The sequence below is a fragment of the Actinotalea ferrariae genome, assembly GCF_019733465.1.
GTDB lineage: Bacteria > Actinomycetota > Actinomycetes > Actinomycetales > Cellulomonadaceae > Actinotalea > Actinotalea ferrariae_A.
This window is the reverse complement of record NZ_JACVQL010000002.1, coordinates 1-16,361: the sequence shown is the minus strand read 5'-3', so window position 1 is coordinate 16,361 and position 16,361 is coordinate 1. Positions and strand designations below refer to the sequence as shown.

Below are 16,361 nucleotides of genomic sequence, written 5' to 3'. Positions count from 1 at the left end.
GATGCCACGCAGCCTGAAGAAGGGCCCCTTCGTGGACGACCACCTTCAGAAGAAGGTGGACGCCCACAACGAGAAGGGCGCCAAGACCGTCATCAAGACCTGGTCCCGCCGGTCGATGATCACGCCCGACTTCCTGGGCCACACGTTCGCCGTGCACGACGGCCGCAAGCACGTCCCGGTCTTCGTGACCGAGTCGATGGTCGGCCACAAGCTCGGCGAGTTCGCCCCGACGCGGACGTTCCGCGGCCACGAGAAGGACGACCGCAAGGGTCGTCGTCGCTGACCTCGCGGTCACCGACGACATCCGAGCGGGAAGTCTTCCCATGACGACACAAGAAGGCAGGACAGCAATGGAAGCCAAGGCGCAGGCACGGTTCGTCCGTGTCACGCCCCAGAAGGCCCGGCGCGTCGTGGACCTCATCCGTGGCAAGCAGGCCGACGAGGCCGTCGCGACGCTGATGTTCGCGCCGCAGGCCGCGGGGGAGACGGTCCGCAAGGTCGTCGAGAGCGCGATCGCGAACGCCCGCGTCAAGGCGGACCGCGCGAACGTGGCGTTCGACGCCTCGGCGCTCGTGGTCTCCGCGGCGTACGTCGACGAGGGCCCGACCCTCAAGCGTTTCCGTCCGCGGGCCCAGGGCCGCGCGAGCCAGATCCTCAAGCGCACGAGCCACATCACCGTGGTCGTCGCGCCGGTCGAGAAGAAGGAGAGGACCCGATAGTGGGACAGAAGGTCAACCCGCACGGGTACCGCCTCGGCATCACCACCGACCACCGGTCGCGCTGGTTCGCCGACAGCACCAAGCCCGGGCAGCGCTACCGCGACTACGTCCGCGAGGACGTGCAGATCCGCAAGCTGATGTCGACGGGCCTCGAGCGCGCCGGCATCGCGAAGGTCGAGATCGAGCGCACCCGCGACCGCGTCCGCGTGGACATCCACACGGCCCGCCCCGGCATCGTCATCGGCCGCCGCGGCGCCGAGGCGGACCGGATCCGCGGCGAGCTCGAGAAGCTCACGGGCAAGCAGGTCCAGCTCAACATCCTCGAGGTCAAGAACGCCGAGATCGAGGCGCAGCTGGTCGCGCAGGGCATCGCCGAGCAGCTCGCGAGCCGTGTCTCGTTCCGCCGCGCCATGCGCAAGGGCATGCAGTCCGCCCAGCGTGCCGGTGCCAAGGGCATCCGGGTGCAGTGCTCGGGTCGCCTCGGCGGCGCCGAGATGAGCCGCTCGGAGTTCTACCGCGAGGGCCGGGTGCCGCTGCACACGCTCCGCGCGAACATCGACTTCGGCCTGTTCGAGGCGAAGACGACGTTCGGCCAGATCGGCGTGAAGGTCTGGATCTACAAGGGCGACATGACCGAGAAGGAGTTCGCCCGCGAGCAGGCCACGGCCGGCCCGCGCGCGCCCCGCGGTGGTCCGCGCGGCGACCGTGGCGACCGTCCGGCTCGTGGACCGCGCCGTGACCGTGCCGAGGGCGCGACCGAGGCACCGGCCCAGCCGGCCGCCGAGGCGGCTCCCGCCGGCGAGGCTTCGACCGGAACGGAGGCCTGAGCATGCTGATCCCGCGCAGGCTCAAGCACCGCAAGCAGCACCACCCGTCGCGCTCCGGCGCGGCCACGGGTGGCACCGCGATCGCGTTCGGCGAGTACGGCATCCAGGCTCTCGAGCCCGCCTACGTCACGAACCGGCAGATCGAGGCTGCTCGTATCGCCATGACCCGCCACATCAAGCGTGGCGGCAAGGTCTGGATCAACATCTACCCCGACCGTCCGCTGACCAAGAAGCCGGCGGAGACCCGCATGGGTTCCGGTAAGGGTTCCCCCGAGTGGTGGATCGCGAACGTCAAGCCGGGCCGCGTGCTCTTCGAGCTCGCCGGCGTCCCGGAGCCCCTCGCCCGTGAGGCGATGCGGCGCGCGATGCACAAGCTCCCGATGAAGTGCCGTTTCGTGGTGCGCGAGGGTGGTGGCAACTGATGGCTATCGGGTCGAAGGAGCTTGCTCCGACCGAGCTGGACGGCATGGACGACGACGCGCTCGTCGCCGAGCTGAAGAAGGCCAAGGAGGAGCTGTTCAACCTCCGCTTCCAGTCCGCCACCGGGCAGCTCGAGAGCCACGGTCGGCTGAAGGCCGTGCGCCGGGACATCGCGCGGATCTACACGATCCTGCGCGAGCGCGAGCTCGGCATCCGTACCGCACCCAGCGCCAGCGCTGAGTGAGCGAGAGGTCTGACATGAGCAGCACTGAGAACGCAGCGGCGGCGACCGCCGAGACGAGCACCGAGGCCCGGCCGTACCGCAAGACGCGCCGTGGCTACGTGGTGAGCGACAAGATGGACAAGACCGTCGTGGTCGAGGTCGAGGACCGGGTCAAGCACCCGCTCTACGGCAAGGTCATGCGGCGGACGAGCAAGGTCAAGGCGCACGACGAGGCCAATGCGGCCGGCGCGGGCGACCTGGTCCTGATCATGGAGACCCGCCCGCTCTCTGCCACCAAGCGGTGGCGCGTGGTGGAGATCCTGGAGAAGGCGAAGTAGTCCTGCCGGTAGCTCACGGCTCGGCGCCCTGGTCACAGGGCGCCGACCACCGGACCACCGCCCAGACGCCCGACCACACACATCCGTTCGGCAAGGCTCGCCTGCGAGCAGCGCAGCGAGAACCAGCAGACGACAGGAGTAGGGAAAGATGATCCAGCAGGAGTCGCGACTCAAGGTCGCCGACAACACGGGGGCGAAGCAGATCCTCTGCATCCGTGTTCTCGGCGGCTCTGGCCGTCGCTACGCCGGAATCGGCGACGTCATCGTCGCGACCGTCAAGGACGCCATCCCCGGCGGCAACGTCAAGAAGGGCGACGTCGTCAAGGCCGTGATCGTGCGCACCACCAAGGAGCGCCGTCGTCCGGACGGGTCGTACATCAAGTTCGACGAGAACGCCGCCGTGATCCTCAAGGGTGACGGCGAGCCGCGGGGTACCCGCATCTTCGGCCCGGTGGGTCGCGAGCTGCGCGACAAGAAGTTCATGAAGATCATCTCGCTGGCGCCGGAGGTGCTCTGACCATGGCCAAGATCAAGAAGGGCGACCTCGTCGTCGTCATCTCGGGCCGCGACCGCGGCAAGCAGGGGCGGGTCCTCGAGGTCGTCAAGGACTCGGACCGCCTGATCGTCGAGGGCGTGCAGCGCGTCACCAAGCACGTCAAGGCCGGTCAGTCGAACCGTGGCGCGCGGACGGGCGGCATCGAGACCGTCGAGGCCGCGATCCACGTCAGCAACGTCATGCTGGTCGACCCGGAGACGAAGAAGGGCACCCGGGTCGGGTACCGCACCGAGGAGATCGAGCGCGACGGTCGCACCCGCACCGTCCGGGTCCGCGTGGCCAAGCGCTCCGGTAAGGACATCTGATGAGCACCCAGACCACCGAGGCCGGCGTCGAGACCCGCGAGGTCCCGCGCCTCAAGGCCCGCTACGCCGAGGAGATCCTCCCGGCGCTCCGCGAGGAGTTCTCCCACGAGAACGTCAACCAGGTCGCGCGCCTGGTGAAGATCGTCGTGAACATGGGCGTCGGCGAGGCAGCTCGCGACTCCAAGCTGATCGACGGCGCGATCAAGGACCTCACCGCGATCACGGGGCAGAAGCCCCAGGTCACGAAGGCCCGCAAGTCGATCGCCCAGTTCAAGCTGCGCGAGGGCATGCCGATCGGCGCCCACGTCACGCTGCGCGGCGACCGCATGTGGGAGTTCGCCGACCGCCTCGTCTCGCTCGCGCTGCCGCGCATCCGCGACTTCCGCGGGCTGTCGCCCAAGCAGTTCGACGGGCACGGCAACTACACCTTCGGCCTGACCGAGCAGGTGATGTTCCACGAGATCGACCCCGACCGTACGGACCGGGTGCGCGGCATGGACATCACCGTCGTGACGACCGCGACCACCGACGACGAGGGCCGCTCGCTGCTCCGCCGTCTCGGCTTCCCCTTCAAGGAGAACTGACATGGCGAAGACCGCCCTGATCCAGAAGGCGGCGCGCAAGCCGAAGTTCGCGGTGCGCGCCTACAGCCGGTGCCAGCGGTGCGGACGTCCGCACTCCGTGTACCGCAAGTTCGGCCTCTGCCGCATCTGCGTGCGCCAGATGGCGCACCGCGGCGAGCTTCCCGGTGTCACCAAGAGCAGCTGGTAACGACGACGCCGTAGGTCCGTCGGTGCAGATCCGCACCGGCGTGATACCGCGGCGAGGAAGGGCGACAGCCCGATGATGACTGACCCGATCGCAGACATGCTCACCCGTCTGCGGAACGCGAACTCCGCGTACCACGACTCCGTGACGATGCCCTACAGCAAGCTCAAGGGGAACATCGCGGACATCCTCAAGGCCGAGGGCTACATCGCCGGCTGGACCGTGGAGGACGCCCCCGTGGGCAAGAGCCTCACGATCCAGCTGAAGTTCGGCCCCAACCGCGAGCGGTCGCTCGCCGGCGTGCGCCGCGTGTCCAAGCCGGGCCTGCGCGTGTACGCGAAGTCGACCAACCTGCCCCGCGTGCTGGGCGGCCTCGGCGTGGCGATCCTGTCCACGTCCTCCGGCCTGCTCACCGACAAGCAGGCCGCCACGAAGGGCGTGGGTGGGGAAGTCCTCGCCTACGTCTGGTAACCCGAGAACCGAGAGGAGAAGACCATGTCTCGAATCGGCAAGGTCCCCGTCCCGGTCCCGGCCGGCGTGGACGTGAGCATCAGCGGCGCCGAGGTGACGGTCAAGGGCCCCAAGGGCACCCTGACCCACACGATCCCCGCGCCCATCACCGTGGTCCAGGAGGACGGCACCCTCGTGGTGACGCGTCCGGACGACGAGCGCGCCTCGCGCTCGCTGCACGGCCTGACCCGCACCCTGCTGTCCAACCTGGTCGTGGGCGTGACCGAGGGCTACACCAAGCGCCTCGAGATCGTCGGCACCGGTTACCGCGTGACGGCCAAGGGCTCGGACCTCGAGTTCGCCCTCGGCTTCAGCCACCCGGTCGTCGTCTCGGCCCCGGCCGGCATCACGTTCGCGGTCGAGGCGCCCACGCGCTTCTCGGTGAGCGGGATCGACAAGCAGCAGGTCGGCGAGGTCGCCGCGAACATCCGCAAGATCCGCAAGCCCGAGCCGTACAAGGGCAAGGGCGTGCGCTACGCGGGCGAGGTCGTCCGCCGCAAGGCCGGAAAGGCTGGTAAGTGACGATGGCACTCACGATCCGTGGCAAGGGCAAGTCCGTCGCCCGTGCGCGTCGCCACCTGCGTCTGCGCAAGAAGGTCTCCGGCACCCCGGTGCGTCCGCGCCTCGTCGTCTCGCGCTCGAGCCGCCACATGGTGGCCCAGGTCGTCGACGACACGGCGGGCCGCACGCTGGCCTCCGCCTCCACGCTCGAGGCCGACCTGCGCGGCTTCGACGGTGACAAGACCGCCAAGGCCCGCCGCGTCGGCGAGCTGATCGCCGAGCGCGCGAAGGCCGCCGGCGTCGAGGCCGTCGTGTTCGACCGCGGCGGCAACAAGTACCACGGGCGGGTCGCGGCAGTCGCCGACGGCGCCCGCGAGGGCGGGCTGGTCCTGTGACCTCGACCCGAGTCCTGTCCGTACGGAAGCAGAGGAACCACTGATGGCTGCACCTCAGCGCAGCAACACCGGCGCCCAGGGCGGCGCCGGCGGTGACCGCCGCGACGGTGGCCGCCGTGACGGCGGGCGTCGCGGAGACGCCGCCGAGAAGAGCGCCTTCGTCGAGCGCGTGGTCACCATCAACCGGGTGTCCAAGGTCGTCAAGGGCGGACGTCGCTTCAGCTTCACGGCGCTCGTCGTCGTGGGCGACGGCGACGGCACCGTCGGCGTCGGCTACGGCAAGGCCAAGGAGGTGCCCGCGGCGATCGCCAAGGGTGTCGAGGAGGCGAAGAAGAGCTTCTTCCGCGTCCCGCGCATCCAGGGCACAATCCCGCACCCGATCACGGGTGAGGCCGCCGCCGGTGTCGTCTTCCTGCGTCCCGCGTCGCCCGGTACCGGTGTCATCGCCGGTGGTCCGGTGCGCGCCGTGCTCGAGTGCGCCGGCATCCACGACGTGCTCTCGAAGTCCATGGGCTCGACGAACGCGATCAACATCGTCCACGCGACGGTGGCGGCGCTGCGCGGGCTCGAGGAGCCGGAGGCCGTCGCGGCACGCCGCGGCATGTCGGTCGAGCACGTCGCCCCGGCCTCGATGCTCCGTGCCCGCGCCAAGGGCCTCGCAGCGAAGGCAGGTGCCTGATGGCCCGGCTCAAGGTGACCCAGACCAAGTCCGCCATCGGCGGCAAGCAGAACCAGCGCGACACGCTGCGGACCCTCGGCCTCAAGCGCATCGGCGACGTCGTCGTCAAGGAGGACCGTCCTGAGATCCGCGGCATGGTCGCCACGGTGACCCACCTGGTCGCCGTCGAGGAGGTCGAGTGACCATGGCAGAGACCGCGAAGGACAAGACCACGGACGCCGCCGAGGCGCCCGCGAAGAAGTCCACCAAGGCCGCGGCCGCCGAGAAGCCGGCGGCCGAGACCAAGCCCAAGAAGGCGACCAAGGCCGAGACGGCCGCTGCGGCCGAGAAGCCGGCCGACAAGCCCGCCAAGGCCAAGGCGCCCAAGGCGTCGGCTGCTGCCGCCGAGAAGCCTGCGAAGGCCTCGAAGGCGTCGGCCGCGTCCGAGGGTGCCGGTGGCACGCTCAAGGTGCACCACCTGCGTCCGGCCCCGGGCGCCCACACCGCGAAGACCCGTGTCGGTCGTGGTGAGGCGTCCAAGGGCAAGACGGCGGGCCGCGGCACCAAGGGCTCGAAGGCCCGCTACCAGGTGCCCGAGAGCTTCGAGGGCGGGCAGATGCCCATGCACATGCGCCTCCCGAAGCTGCGCGGGTTCAAGAACCCGTTCCGCACGGAGTACCAGGTCGTCAACCTGGACAAGCTCGCCATGCTGTACCCGCAGGGTGGCGACGTCACGGTCGAGGACCTCGTGGCCAAGGGTGCCGTCCGCAAGGGCGCGCCGGTCAAGGTGCTCGGTGACGGCGACGTGAGCGTCAAGCTCACGGTCTCCGTGCAGAAGGTGTCGGCCTCCGCGGCGGAGAAGATCCTCGCCGCCGGTGGCACGATCACCCAGGACTGATCAGGGGCAGGGGCCGGGTTGCGCATCGCGACCCGGCCCTTGCGCCGTCCGGGGACGGACCTCGGTTAGGGTTCGCAGGGGTCATCGCCGTCCCTGTGCGGGCGACGTCCCTCGCCGTGGGCGAGGGGACCCGCACGCCGGAGTGACCGGCACACGACACACCGCCCGAGGGCGGAGCAGGAGGACAGGTGCTCAGCGCATTCGCCCGGGCGTTCCGGACGCCAGACCTGCGGCGCAAGCTGCTGTTCACGATCGCGATCATGGCGGTCTTCCGGATCGGCTCGTTCCTGCCGACGCCGGGCGTCGACTACGGCAACGTGCAGCAGTGCGTCGAGGAGCAGGGCACCAACGACCTGCTCGGCCTCATCAACCTCTTCAGCGGCGGCGCGCTGCTCCAGCTCGCCGTGTTCGCGCTCGGGATCATGCCGTACATCACGGCGAGCATCATCGTGCAGCTGCTGCGCGTGGTGATCCCGCACTTCGAGGCCCTGCACCAGGAGGGCCAGTCGGGCACGGCGCGCCTCACGCAGTACACGCGCTACCTGACCATCGGCCTCGCGATCCTGCAGTCGACGACGATCATCACCGTCGCGCGCAACGGGCTGCTGTTCCAGGGCTGCACCGTCCCGGTGATCCCCGAGGACGGCATCGTGACGATCATCCTGATGATCATCACCATGACCGCGGGCACGGCGATCATCATGTGGCTCGGCGAGCAGATCACCGAGCGGGGCATCGGCAACGGCATGTCCCTGCTGATCTTCACCCAGATCGCCGCGACGTTCCCCACGGCGATGTGGTCCATCGCCGGCGGTGAGAACGGCGCCACGAAGTTCATCATCGTGCTCGGCGTCATCGTGCTCGTGATCGGCCTGGTCGTCTTCGTCGAGCAGTCCCAGCGGCGCATCCCGGTCCAGTACGCCAAGCGGATGGTCGGCCGGAAGATGTACGGCGGCTCGAGCACCTACATCCCGATCAAGATCAACATGTCGGGCGTCATCCCGGTCATCTTCGCGTCGTCGCTGCTGGCGATCCCCGGTCTCGTCGCGCAGTTCGGCGACCAGACGGCCGGCTGGGTCCAGTGGATCTCCGTCAACGTCGCCGACCCGGCAGCACCGCTCAACATCGGGCTGTACGTCGTGCTCATCATCTTCTTCGCGTACTTCTACACGGCGATCACGTTCAACCCGGACGAGGTCGCGGACAACATGAAGAAGTACGGCGGGTTCATCCCCGGCATCCGCGCCGGCCGCCCGACGGCCGAGTACCTCGACTACGTGATCTCGCGCATCACCGCGCCCGGCTCGGTGTACCTGGCGTTCGTCGCGATGATCCCGCTCATCGCGTTCATCCTGCTCGACGTCGGCACCAACATCCCGTTCGGCGGCGCGTCGATCCTCATCGTCGTGGGTGTCGGACTCGACACCGTGAAGCAGATCGAGTCGCAGCTCCAGCAGCGGCACTACGAGGGGTTCCTGAGGTGACGGCACGACTGGTGATCATGGGCCCGCAGGGTGCCGGCAAGGGCACCCAGGCGGCCCGCCTGGCCGAGCGGCTGGGCGTGCCCGCGATCTCGACCGGTGACATCTTCCGGGCGAACATCAAGGGCGGCACGGAGCTGGGCGTGCTCGCGCAGTCCTACACCGCGCGTGGCGACCTCGTCCCGGACTCCGTCACCAACGACATGGTGCGCGACCGGCTCGCCCAGGGCGACGTCGAGGGCGGCTTCATCCTCGACGGGTACCCGCGCAACGCCGCCCAGGTGACCGAGCTCGACGCGATCCTCGCGGATCGCGGTGTCGCGCTCGACGCCGTCGTCGAGCTCACCGCCGACCGCGACGTGCTGCTCGAGCGCCTCGCCAGGCGCGCGGAGCTCGAGGGCCGCGAGGACGACACCCCGGAGTCGATCGCCCGTCGGCTCGACATCTACGCGGAGCAGACGGCGCCTCTGACGACCGCCTACGCCGAGCGCGGCCTCCTGGTCCGTGTGGACGGCATCGGCGCGATCGACGAGGTCACCGAGCGGCTCGTGGCGGCCCTGGACGACGCGTCCGTGCCCGGCGCGGTCTGAGGCCTGGACCGTGTTCGGCCGCGACGCGATCGAGTACAAGACCCGCGAGCAGGTCCAGGCGATGCGCCGGGCCGGCCTGGTCGTCGCGGACGCCCACGCGGCGGTCCGCGAGGCGATCCGCCCGGGGCTGACCACGGCGGACCTCGACGAGGTGGCCGCCCGGGTCATCGAGGCCGCCGGTGCGACGCCGTCGTTCCTCGGGTACCACGGCTACCCGGCGACGCTCTGCGTGTCGGTCAACGACGAGATCGTGCACGGGATCCCGGGCGAGCGCGTCCTCGAGCCCGGCGACGTCGTCTCCGTGGACTGCGGCGCGATCGTGGACGGCTGGCACGGTGACGCGGCCTTCACGGTCGTGCTGCCCGACGCGGACCCCGCCGACGTCGCCCTGAGCGACACCACGGAACGAGCCATGTGGGCCGGTATCGCGGCGCTCGCGACGGGGGAGCGGCTGGGCGTCGTCGGCGAGGCCGTCGAGGACGTCGTCGCGTCCGCGCCCGTCACGTACGGCATCGTGCAGGAGTACGTCGGCCACGGGATCGGCAGCGCGATGCACCAGCCGCCCGAGGTGCTCAACTACCGCGCGCGCGGCAAGAGCCCGAAGCTGCGACCCGGCCTGTGCGTCGCCATCGAGCCGATGCTCACGCGCGGGTCCCGCACGACCCAGGTCCTCGAGGACGACTGGACCGTCGTGACGGAGGACGGGACGCGTGCCGCGCACTGGGAGCACACCGTCGCGATCGGCCCCGACGGCATCTGGGTCCTGACCGCCGCCGACGGCGGCGCGGAGCAGCTCGCCCGTCTCGGCGTGCAGGTCGCGCCCTGGGACTGAGCCCGTCGGCTCCGGCCGAGGGGTGCTGGTGGGGGCCCGCACCGTGGTGACGGATGGCGCCGGGATGGCGTAGGATAGCCCGTTGGGTGCGTGTACCCCCGACGTCCCGCCGGTGAGTCCTCGTGAGGAGCCGGCAGCGTCGGAGGACACGTCCCGATCCCAGCTCGGCAGACGCCCGGTCGTCCTGTGCAGGTACAGGCGGCAGGGGGTGCCCACCGTGCCCGGTCCCCGGGTGCGAGGGCGTGGCGAGGGGGACGTCGTGTCGTCACAGAGTTAGCGGAGGAAATGGCAAAGAAGGACGGTGTCATCGAGATCGAGGGCAGCGTGGTCGAGGCCCTGCCGAACGCGATGTTCCGCGTGGAGCTGGCCAACGGTCACAAGGTGCTCGCTCACATCTCGGGCAAGATGCGTCAGCACTACATCCGGATCCTCCCCGAGGACCGGGTGGTCGTTGAGCTGAGCCCGTACGACCTGTCCCGCGGCCGGATCGTCTACCGCTACAAGTAGTCCGCCGGTGATCGAGAGATCACCCCCGATCGACACTGCCGCCCGTCGCACCGCTCGTGTGCGCGCGTGCGGCGGCGGAGGAACGAGCATGAAGGTCAAGCCCAGCGTCAAGAAGATCTGCGACAAGTGCAAGGTGATCCGCCGGCACGGTCGCGTGATGGTCATCTGCGAGAACCTGCGGCACAAGCAGCGCCAGGGCTGAGTCCCCGGCGTCCCGGCCACCGGCCGGGAGCAGCAGGTCGACGTAGTCGACCGCCGGCACCGCACCAGCGGTGACCGGACCAGCGCACGGTCAGCGCTCCTCGTCGGACCTCGGTCCGCAGGCGCAACCCCCGGTCGGAGGCCGGGGCCCGCAGCAGCGGGAGGACCGTGCGGAGGACCTCCGAGGCAGTACAGGAGTCATCCGGATGGCACGTCTCGTCGGCGTCGACCTCCCCCGCGACAAGCGGCTCGAGGTTGCGCTCACCTACATCTACGGCGTCGGCCGTACCCGCGCGCAGCAGACGCTCGCGGCCACGGGCATCAGCCCCGACCTGCGCGTGAAGGACCTCGGCGACGCCGAGCTCGTCGCGCTGCGCGACCACCTCGAGGGGAACTACCGCCTCGAGGGTGACCTCCGCCGCGAGGTCGCCGCCGACATCCGCCGCAAGGTCGAGATCGGCAGCTACGAGGGCATCCGCCACCGCCGCGGCCTGCCCGTGCGCGGTCAGCGGACCAAGACCAACGCGCGTACCCGCAAGGGCCCCAAGCGCACCGTGGCCGGCAAGAAGAAGGCCGGGCGCAAGTAGCCAGCAGTCCGGCGTGAGCGTCGGGTGACCGTGCCGCGTGCTCGCGGTGCTCACAGCGCTCCCCGGTCCGACGACCTCAGACCTCGAGAAGGAACGACATGCCTCCCAAGACCCGCACCTCGAGCGCCGCGCGCAAGCCGCGGCGCAAGGAGAAGAAGAACATCGCCGTGGGCGTCGCCCACATCAAGAGCACCTTCAACAACACCATCGTGTCGATCACCGACCCGTCCGGTGCCGTCGTCGCCTGGGCCTCGTCCGGCCAGGTCGGCTTCAAGGGCTCGCGCAAGTCCACGCCGTTCGCCGCCCAGCTCGCCGCCGAGGCCGCGGCCCGGCGCGCGCAGGAGCACGGCATGAAGAAGGTCGACGTCTTCGTCAAGGGCCCCGGCTCGGGTCGTGAGACGGCGATCCGCTCGCTCCAGGCCACCGGCCTCGAGGTGGGCTCGATCCAGGACGTGACGCCCCAGGCGCACAACGGCTGCCGCCCGCCGAAGCGCCGCCGCGTCTGACGTCGTCGTGGTGGGCGGGGCGCGCTCGGCGCGGTCCCGCCCACCGGCACGTCCGGCCCGTCCCGCACGGTCCGCCCGTGCTGCACGACCAGCTCCACCCTGCCGGGTGGACCGAGACCCGGCAGGCGCACCACGTGATGCGTCATATGGCGGACGCACACCGAGAGGAATCCCACCGTGCTCATCGCACAGCGCCCCACCCTGACCGAAGAGGTCATCTCCGAGTACCGCTCGCGGTTCGTCATCGAGCCCCTCGAGCCCGGCTTCGGCTACACGCTCGGCAACTCCCTGCGTCGCACCCTGCTCTCGTCCATCCCGGGCGCGGCCGTGACGTCCATCCGCATCGACGGCGTGCTGCACGAGTTCAGCACCGTCAGCGGGGCCAAGGAGGACGTCACCGAGATCATCCTCAACATCAAGGAGCTCGTGGTCTCCTCGGAGAACGACGAGCCCGTCGTGATGTACCTGCGCAAGCAGGGCCCGGGGACCGTCACCGCCGCGGACATCACGCCGCCGGCCGGGGTCGAGGTGCACAACCCCGACCTGCACATCGCGACGCTCAACGGCAAGGGCAAGCTCGAGGTCGAGCTCACGGTCGAGCGTGGCCGCGGCTACGTCTCCGCGCAGCAGAACAAGTCCTACGACGCCGAGATCGGCCGCGTGCCGGTCGACTCGATCTACTCGCCGGTCCTCAAGGTGACCTACAAGGTTGAGGCGACGCGTGTCGAGCAGCGCACGGACTTCGACAAGCTCATCGTCGACGTCGAGACGAAGGCGGCCATCACGCCGCGCGACGCGCTCGCCTCCGCGGGCAAGACGCTCGTCGAGCTCTTCGGCCTGGCGCGCGAGCTCAACGTCGAGGCCGAGGGCATCGAGATCGGCCCGTCCCCGACGGACGCCGCGCTCGCCGCCGACCTGGCGCTGCCGATCGAGGAGCTGCAGCTCACGATCCGCTCCTACAACTGCCTCAAGCGCGAGGGCATCCACTCCGTGGGCGAGCTCGTCGCGCGCAGCGAGGCGGACCTCCTCGACATCCGGAACTTCGGCGCGAAGTCGATCACCGAGGTCAAGGAGAAGCTGGCCGGGCTGGGCCTGTCGCTCAAGGACAGCCCGATCGACTTCGACCCCTCCACCGCCGACTACTACGACGGTGACTTCACCGAGGACGAGCTGTCCTGACGCCGTGGCGCACCGGCGGCCACGCGCGGCCGGTCCCGTGATCTTCGAGAACTGAGGAGTACAGACCATGCCTACGCCCACCAAGGGTCCGCGGCTCGGCGGCGGTCCGGCGCACGAGCGGCTCATGCTCGCCAACCTGGCGACGAGCCTGTTCGAGCACCGCCGGATCACGACGACCGAGGCCAAGGCCAAGCGGCTCCGCCCGCTCGCCGAGCGCCTCATCACCTTCGCCAAGCGCGGCGACCTGCACGCGCGTCGCCGCGTGCTGGCGACCGTCCGTGACAAGAGCGTCGTGCACGAGCTCTTCACGGAGATCGCGCCGGCGATGGCCGAGCGCCAGGGCGGCTACACGCGCATCACCAAGATCGGTGCGCGCAAGGGCGACAACGCGCCCATGGCGGTCATCGAGCTCGTGCTCGAGCCCGTGAGCCCCAAGCAGGCCACGGTCCGCGAGGCCGAGAAGGCGACGAAGAAGGCTGCGCCGAAGAAGGCCGCCGCCGCACCCGTCGAGGAGCCGGCCGACGAGGCCGTCCAGGACACGCCGGCCGAGGACACCACGGCAGCCGACACGGCCGCCGAGGAGACGGTGCAGGACACGCCGGTCGAGACGACCGACGAGGCCGCCGAGGTCGCGACGCAGGACGAGGACGCCGACAAGGCCTGACTCGACCCAGCGGGGCCCGCGAGGGTCCGCAGGAGCACGCACGGGCCCGGACCGACGACGTCGGTCCGGGCCCGTCGTCGTACGGTGACCGGATGAGCGGTGGTCACGGCAGGGGCGGGTCGCGCAGCGACGGGACCGCGGGCAGCGCGCCGGGGCAGCCCGGGCACGGCGTCGGGGTCGCACGGCACGCCGACGAGGCGTGGCGCGTGCCGGTGCTCCTGCTCCACGGTGCCCGCGCCAGCCGGACGATGTGGCGCGCGCAGGTCGAGGCGATCGAGCGGTCAGGACGGCGCGCCCTGGCGATCGACCTGCCGGGTCACGGCCGACGTCGCGGCGAGACCTTCACCGTCGAGGCGGGCCTGGAGGCCGTCGACGCCGGCGTGGAGGCGCTCGGCGGTCGTGCGCTGCTCGTGGGGCTGTCACTCGGCGGGTACCTCGGCATCGCGTGGACGGCGCGGCACGACGACGCGGTCGGGCTCGTGGCGGCGGGCTGCAGCACGGTCCCGGACCAGCCGATCACGGGCGCGTGGCGGCGCGCGGCCCAGGTCATCGCGCGCCTCCCCGACCGCGGGGAGCGCCTCAACCAGACGCTCGTCGACCGCGCCCTGCCGCCCGAGGCCCGCGCCGCGCTGGCGGAGGGCGGGTTCGCGCTCGACGTGATGGTGGACATGCTCGGCGCCGTGCGCGCCCTGCGCCCGCTCGAGGACCTCGGTCGCATCCGGTGCCCCGTGTGGCTGGTCAACGGACGGTGGGACCACTTCCGGACCCAGGAGCGCGCGTTCGCCCGCGCGTGCCCGTCGGCGCGCCTCGTGACGATCCCGCGCGCGACGCACCTCGTGAGCCTCGTGCAGCCCGTCGCCTTCAACCGGGTGCTCCTCGGCGCCGCGAGCGAGGTCGAGGCGAGGGTCGACGCCGCGCGGACCCGCTGACGACGCCGCGAGCGAGGTCGACGCGAGGGCCGACGCCGCGCGGGCCCGCTGACTCCGCCGTGAGCCCTCGGACCCGGCCCCGGCGCTCAGCCCGCCGGCGCGCCGGGCGGCCGCAGGGACCAGGCCCGCACCCCGCCGACGATCCCCGCGGAGTTCGGCACGACGACGACGTCGTCCCCCAGCAGCTCGAGCACGGCCGGCCGGATGCGGCGCGCGTTCCCGCCGCCGAGGTAGAGCCGGTCCCACAGCACCACCGGACGCAGGCCGTCGACCGCCCGGCGCACGCGTCGCGACCACACGCCGTCGCCGAGCCGGCGGCGCTCGTGCTCGCCGAGGTAGGCGTCGTGGGTGACGCCCCAGCGCACCGGGGCGTGCGAGAGCTCGAGGTGCGGCGCGAGCGTGCCGCCGTCGTAGAGCGCGGACCCCAGGCCCGTGCCGAGCGTGAGGACCAGCTCGAGGCCGCTTCCCGACACCACGCCGGCGCCGTGGACCTCGGCGTCGTTGAGCACGAGCACCGGGTAGCCGAGCGCGTCCGCGAGGGCCGCCTCGATGTCGCGGCCCGCCCAGGCGGCCAGCAGCTCGGGGTCGACCCGGCTCCGCGGGCCGGAGCGCGTCACGTAGTGCGGCGTCGCGATGACGACGCCGTGCCGGATCATCCCCGGCATGCCGACCGTGGCGCGCTCGGCGCGGGGGAGGGTCGCGGCGAGGTCGGCGATCGTCCGCACGAGCCGCTCGGGCGGCAGGGGGTAGGGGGTGGGCACGCGGACCGGCGGCACGTGCATGGTCCCCGCCGCGTCGAGGACGGAGGCCTTGATCCCGCCCCCGCCGCAGTCGACCGCGAGCGTGCTCGGGCCCTGGGTCGACGCGGCGCTCACGCCGTCACGGTACCGGCGGCGACGGGCCGGCGACCGCCGGCGACCGGCGGCCACCGCGGGCGCCGCGCGACTACCGTGGCGCCGTGACCGCGACGACCCCGGACGTGCTGCGCGTGCGGCTCGACCTGTCCTACGACGGGACCGACTTCGCGGGGTGGGCCACGCAACCCGGGCTCCGCACGGTCCAGGGGACGCTCGAGGCGGCGCTGGGGACCGTCCTTCGCTGCCCGGAGCCGCGCCTCACCGTCGCGGGGCGCACGGACGCCGGGGTGCACGCACGCGGTCAGGTCGCCCACGTCGACGTCGAGGCCGGCGTCTGGTCGGCGGTCCGCGGCCGGATGACCCGCGAGCCCGGCGACGCGCTCGTCCGCCGCCTGGCGGGCGTCCTGCCGCCCGACGTCGTCGTCCACCGGGCGGTGCCTGCGCCCGAGGGCTTCGACGCGCGCTTCTCTGCGCTGCACCGGCGCTACGCGTACCGCATCGCCGACGACCCGGCGCGCGTCGACCCGCTGCGTCGCCACCTCGTCGTCCGGCACCGCGTCCCGCTCGACGCGCCCGCGATGGACGACGCCGCGCGCGCGCTCGTCGGCCGGCACGACTTCGCGGCGTTCTGCCGTCCGCGCGCCGGGGCGACGACCATCCGCACGCTGCAGGAGCTCACGGTCACGCGCCCGGCCGACGGCGCCGACGCCGGCCTCGTCGTCGTGGGCGTCCAGGCGGACGCCTTCTGCCACAGCATGGTGCGCGCCCTCGTGGGCGCGCTGACCGCCGTGGGCGAGGGTCGCCGCCCGCGGGGGTGGCCGGCGGCCCTGCTGGCGTCCGGCCGACGGGAGGGCGTCGTCGCGCCGGCCGGCGGCCTGTGCCTCGAGGAGGTCGCCTACCCGCCGGATGC

Annotated in this window: 28 protein-coding genes; 27 read left to right on the top strand and 1 reads right to left on the bottom strand. The window is 71.4% G+C overall.

Going from position 1 to position 16,361, the window contains the following annotated elements; genetic code table 11:
* The first annotated feature begins 1 nt into the window (after position 1).
* From rpsS to ICW40_RS00055, 26 genes are all read left to right on the top strand, one after another.
* Complete coding sequence (gene rpsS, locus ICW40_RS00180) at positions 2 to 283, top strand: 30S ribosomal protein S19 (protein ID WP_221651776.1); 282 nt, start codon at positions 2 to 4, stop codon at positions 281 to 283.
* A gap of 67 nt (positions 284 to 350) precedes the next feature.
* Positions 351 to 719, top strand: a complete 369-nt coding sequence (rplV, locus tag ICW40_RS00175) for a 50S ribosomal protein L22 (protein ID WP_221651775.1) — start codon at positions 351 to 353, stop codon at positions 717 to 719.
* A complete protein-coding gene (rpsC, locus tag ICW40_RS00170; RefSeq protein WP_221651774.1) occupies positions 719 to 1,546 on the top strand; it encodes a 30S ribosomal protein S3 in 828 nt (275 codons plus the stop codon). The genes rplV and rpsC overlap by 1 nt, the downstream gene beginning before the upstream one ends.
* A 2-nt stretch (positions 1,547 to 1,548) precedes the next feature.
* Positions 1,549 to 1,968 carry a 50S ribosomal protein L16 gene (rplP, locus tag ICW40_RS00165; RefSeq protein ID WP_221651773.1) on the top strand — a complete coding sequence of 140 codons (420 nt, stop codon included), beginning with the start codon at positions 1,549 to 1,551 and terminating at the stop codon, positions 1,966 to 1,968.
* Positions 1,968 to 2,210, top strand: coding sequence for a 50S ribosomal protein L29 (rpmC, locus tag ICW40_RS00160; RefSeq protein WP_308121518.1), 243 nt, complete (start codon positions 1,968 to 1,970; stop codon positions 2,208 to 2,210). The genes rplP and rpmC overlap by 1 nt, the downstream gene beginning before the upstream one ends.
* Before the next feature lie 14 nt (positions 2,211 to 2,224).
* Positions 2,225 to 2,527, top strand: coding sequence for a 30S ribosomal protein S17 (rpsQ, locus tag ICW40_RS00155; protein ID WP_221651772.1), 303 nt, complete (start codon positions 2,225 to 2,227; stop codon positions 2,525 to 2,527).
* 148 nt (positions 2,528 to 2,675) lie between these two features.
* The gene (gene rplN, locus ICW40_RS00150) at positions 2,676 to 3,044 is read left to right on the top strand and encodes a 50S ribosomal protein L14 (protein ID WP_182112032.1); all 369 of its coding nucleotides are present in this window, start codon (positions 2,676 to 2,678) and stop codon (positions 3,042 to 3,044) included.
* 2 nt (positions 3,045 to 3,046) lie between these two features.
* Positions 3,047 to 3,388: a 50S ribosomal protein L24 gene (rplX, locus tag ICW40_RS00145; protein WP_221651771.1), complete on the top strand. Its 342-nt coding sequence runs from the start codon at positions 3,047 to 3,049 to the stop codon at positions 3,386 to 3,388.
* Positions 3,388 to 3,972, top strand: a complete 585-nt coding sequence (gene rplE, locus ICW40_RS00140; protein ID WP_221651770.1) for a 50S ribosomal protein L5 — start codon at positions 3,388 to 3,390, stop codon at positions 3,970 to 3,972. The genes rplX and rplE overlap by 1 nt, the downstream gene beginning before the upstream one ends.
* Before the next feature lies 1 nt (position 3,973).
* Positions 3,974 to 4,159, top strand: coding sequence for a type Z 30S ribosomal protein S14 (locus ICW40_RS00135; RefSeq protein WP_221651769.1), 186 nt, complete (start codon positions 3,974 to 3,976; stop codon positions 4,157 to 4,159).
* Positions 4,160 to 4,234: 75 nt separating this feature from the next.
* Positions 4,235 to 4,627: a 30S ribosomal protein S8 gene (gene rpsH, locus ICW40_RS00130; protein ID WP_221651768.1), complete on the top strand. Its 393-nt coding sequence runs from the start codon at positions 4,235 to 4,237 to the stop codon at positions 4,625 to 4,627.
* Positions 4,628 to 4,651: 24 nt separating this feature from the next.
* Positions 4,652 to 5,188 (top strand): 50S ribosomal protein L6, encoded by a 537-nt coding sequence (gene rplF / locus ICW40_RS00125; RefSeq protein WP_221651767.1) that lies wholly within the window; start codon positions 4,652 to 4,654, stop codon positions 5,186 to 5,188.
* A 2-nt stretch (positions 5,189 to 5,190) separates the two neighbouring features.
* On the top strand, positions 5,191 to 5,562 hold the full coding sequence (gene rplR / locus ICW40_RS00120) for a 50S ribosomal protein L18 (protein WP_221651789.1): 372 nt from the start codon (positions 5,191 to 5,193) through the stop codon (positions 5,560 to 5,562).
* 43 nt (positions 5,563 to 5,605) lie between these two features.
* Positions 5,606 to 6,241, top strand: a complete 636-nt coding sequence (gene rpsE / locus ICW40_RS00115) for a 30S ribosomal protein S5 (protein ID WP_221651766.1) — start codon at positions 5,606 to 5,608, stop codon at positions 6,239 to 6,241.
* A complete protein-coding gene (gene rpmD, locus ICW40_RS00110) occupies positions 6,241 to 6,423 on the top strand; it encodes a 50S ribosomal protein L30 (protein WP_149204222.1) in 183 nt (60 codons plus the stop codon). The genes rpsE and rpmD overlap by 1 nt, the downstream gene beginning before the upstream one ends.
* Positions 6,424 to 6,425: 2 nt before the next feature.
* A complete protein-coding gene (gene rplO, locus ICW40_RS00105; protein WP_221651765.1) occupies positions 6,426 to 7,118 on the top strand; it encodes a 50S ribosomal protein L15 in 693 nt (230 codons plus the stop codon).
* A gap of 188 nt (positions 7,119 to 7,306) precedes the next feature.
* Positions 7,307 to 8,602 (top strand): preprotein translocase subunit SecY, encoded by a 1,296-nt coding sequence (gene secY / locus ICW40_RS00100; protein WP_221651764.1) that lies wholly within the window; start codon positions 7,307 to 7,309, stop codon positions 8,600 to 8,602.
* Positions 8,599 to 9,189 carry an adenylate kinase gene (locus ICW40_RS00095; RefSeq protein WP_221651763.1) on the top strand — a complete coding sequence of 197 codons (591 nt, stop codon included), beginning with the start codon at positions 8,599 to 8,601 and terminating at the stop codon, positions 9,187 to 9,189. The genes secY and ICW40_RS00095 overlap by 4 nt, the downstream gene beginning before the upstream one ends.
* A 10-nt stretch (positions 9,190 to 9,199) precedes the next feature.
* Positions 9,200 to 10,021 (top strand): type I methionyl aminopeptidase, encoded by an 822-nt coding sequence (gene map, locus ICW40_RS00090; RefSeq protein WP_221651762.1) that lies wholly within the window; start codon positions 9,200 to 9,202, stop codon positions 10,019 to 10,021.
* 285 nt (positions 10,022 to 10,306) lie between these two features.
* Positions 10,307 to 10,528, top strand: a complete 222-nt coding sequence (infA, locus tag ICW40_RS00085) for a translation initiation factor IF-1 (RefSeq protein ID WP_012867920.1) — start codon at positions 10,307 to 10,309, stop codon at positions 10,526 to 10,528.
* A gap of 88 nt (positions 10,529 to 10,616) precedes the next feature.
* On the top strand, positions 10,617 to 10,730 hold the full coding sequence (gene rpmJ, locus ICW40_RS00080; protein WP_009740505.1) for a 50S ribosomal protein L36: 114 nt from the start codon (positions 10,617 to 10,619) through the stop codon (positions 10,728 to 10,730).
* 205 nt (positions 10,731 to 10,935) lie between these two features.
* Entirely contained in the window at positions 10,936 to 11,316 is a 381-nt protein-coding gene (gene rpsM / locus ICW40_RS00075; RefSeq protein ID WP_199422699.1) for a 30S ribosomal protein S13, read from the top strand.
* A gap of 98 nt (positions 11,317 to 11,414) precedes the next feature.
* The gene (gene rpsK / locus ICW40_RS00070; RefSeq protein WP_221651761.1) at positions 11,415 to 11,822 is read left to right on the top strand and encodes a 30S ribosomal protein S11; all 408 of its coding nucleotides are present in this window, start codon (positions 11,415 to 11,417) and stop codon (positions 11,820 to 11,822) included.
* 177 nt (positions 11,823 to 11,999) lie between these two features.
* The gene (locus ICW40_RS00065; RefSeq protein ID WP_221651760.1) at positions 12,000 to 13,001 is read left to right on the top strand and encodes a DNA-directed RNA polymerase subunit alpha; all 1,002 of its coding nucleotides are present in this window, start codon (positions 12,000 to 12,002) and stop codon (positions 12,999 to 13,001) included.
* 67 nt (positions 13,002 to 13,068) lie between these two features.
* The gene (rplQ, locus tag ICW40_RS00060; RefSeq protein ID WP_221651759.1) at positions 13,069 to 13,665 is read left to right on the top strand and encodes a 50S ribosomal protein L17; all 597 of its coding nucleotides are present in this window, start codon (positions 13,069 to 13,071) and stop codon (positions 13,663 to 13,665) included.
* Between the two features lie 92 nt (positions 13,666 to 13,757).
* Positions 13,758 to 14,594: an alpha/beta fold hydrolase gene (locus tag ICW40_RS00055; protein ID WP_221651758.1), complete on the top strand. Its 837-nt coding sequence runs from the start codon at positions 13,758 to 13,760 to the stop codon at positions 14,592 to 14,594.
* An 86-nt stretch (positions 14,595 to 14,680) separates the two neighbouring features.
* Here ICW40_RS00055 and ICW40_RS00050 read toward each other — a convergent pair whose 3' ends face one another.
* Entirely contained in the window at positions 14,681 to 15,469 is a 789-nt protein-coding gene (locus tag ICW40_RS00050; protein WP_221651757.1) for an ROK family protein, read from the bottom strand.
* An 83-nt stretch (positions 15,470 to 15,552) separates the two neighbouring features.
* Between ICW40_RS00050 and truA the strand changes: the two genes are divergently transcribed.
* Positions 15,553 to 16,361 (top strand): tRNA pseudouridine(38-40) synthase TruA (gene truA, locus ICW40_RS00045; protein WP_308121516.1); only part of this gene is annotated, 809 nt, incomplete at its 3' end.